Genomic DNA, 1,208 nt, shown 5'->3' on the forward strand with positions numbered 1-1,208 from the left:
CGCCGCGGACGCCTGCTGGTGGCCGGCCTGGTCGGTGCGGCCATCGTCGGCGCGGCCGCCGGCTTCGGCGGCGCCGCCCTGTACGCGAACGGCGACGAGGGCTCGACCAGCCCGACGATCAGCTCGCTGGACCAGAAGGCCGAGTCCTCCGACCTGCCCGCGGGCACGGTCGAGAAGGTCGCCGCGGCGGTCATGCCGTCGGTCGTCCAGATCAACGTCGGCGGCGGCAACGCGTCCGGCACGGGCACCGGCGTCATCCTTAGCAGCGACGGCGAGATCCTGACCAACAACCACGTCATCGAGTCGGCGGCGGACGGCGGCACCATCACCGTCTCCTTCGACGACGGCTCGCTGGCCAAGGCCGAGATCATGGGCCGCGACCCCAAGACCGACCTCGCCGTCATCAAGGCCGAGGGCAAGAGCGGCCTGACGCCGGCGACGCTGGGCAGCTCCGAGGCGCTGCGCGTCGGCCAGGAGGTCGTCGCCATCGGCTCGCCGTACGGCCTGGAGTCCACGGTCACCAGCGGCATCGTGTCGGCGCTCAACCGGCCGGTCACGTCCGCGGACGCCAGCGGCTCCAACAGCACGGTGTTCCCCGCGGTGCAGACGGACGCGGCGATCAACCCGGGCAACTCCGGCGGCCCGCTCGTCGACCTCGACGGCCGCGTCATCGGCATCAACTCGGCGATCCGCACCAGCTCGGGCGGCGAGTCCGGCTCGATCGGCCTGGGCTTCGCCATCCCGATCGACCTGGCCAAGAACGTCGCGTCGCAGCTCGTCGAGGGCAAGAAGGTCGAGCACGCCCGCATCGGCGTCACCGTGACGGCGGCGGTCGAGTCCGACGGCATCACGACCGTCGGCGCCGAGATCCGCGAGGTCACGAAGGGCAGCGCGGGCGACGACGCCGGGCTCGAGGTCGGCGACATCATCACCGCGGTCGGCAAGAACCCGGTGGCCAGCTCCGACGCGCTGGTGGCGGCCATCCGCGGCTTCCAGCCCGGCGACAAGGTCGAGGTGACGTACGTCCGCGACGGCAAGACGCAGACGACGACCGTGACCCTGGACTCCGACGGCGGCGACCTGTCCAGCTGAGCGAGCCCGCCCGACGCGAGGGGCCGACGACCACCCGGTCGTCGCCCCTCGTCGTGGGTGCGGGTCAGGCGTCGTCGAGGGCGCGGCGCTGCGTGCTGCCCGTCGAGCTCGCGGAC

General features: G+C 72.8%; 1 protein-coding gene. It reads left to right on the forward strand.

Annotation, left to right across the window (positions count from 1 at the left end; translation table 11 throughout):
* Positions 1-1,092 (forward strand): S1C family serine protease (locus AC2W7G_RS16775; protein ID WP_485869441.1); only part of this gene is annotated, 1,092 nt, incomplete at its 5' end.
* Positions 1,093-1,208: the final 116 nt, after the last annotated feature.

It is taken from the genome of Aeromicrobium sp. PFPM2_SD2, assembly GCF_057364525.1.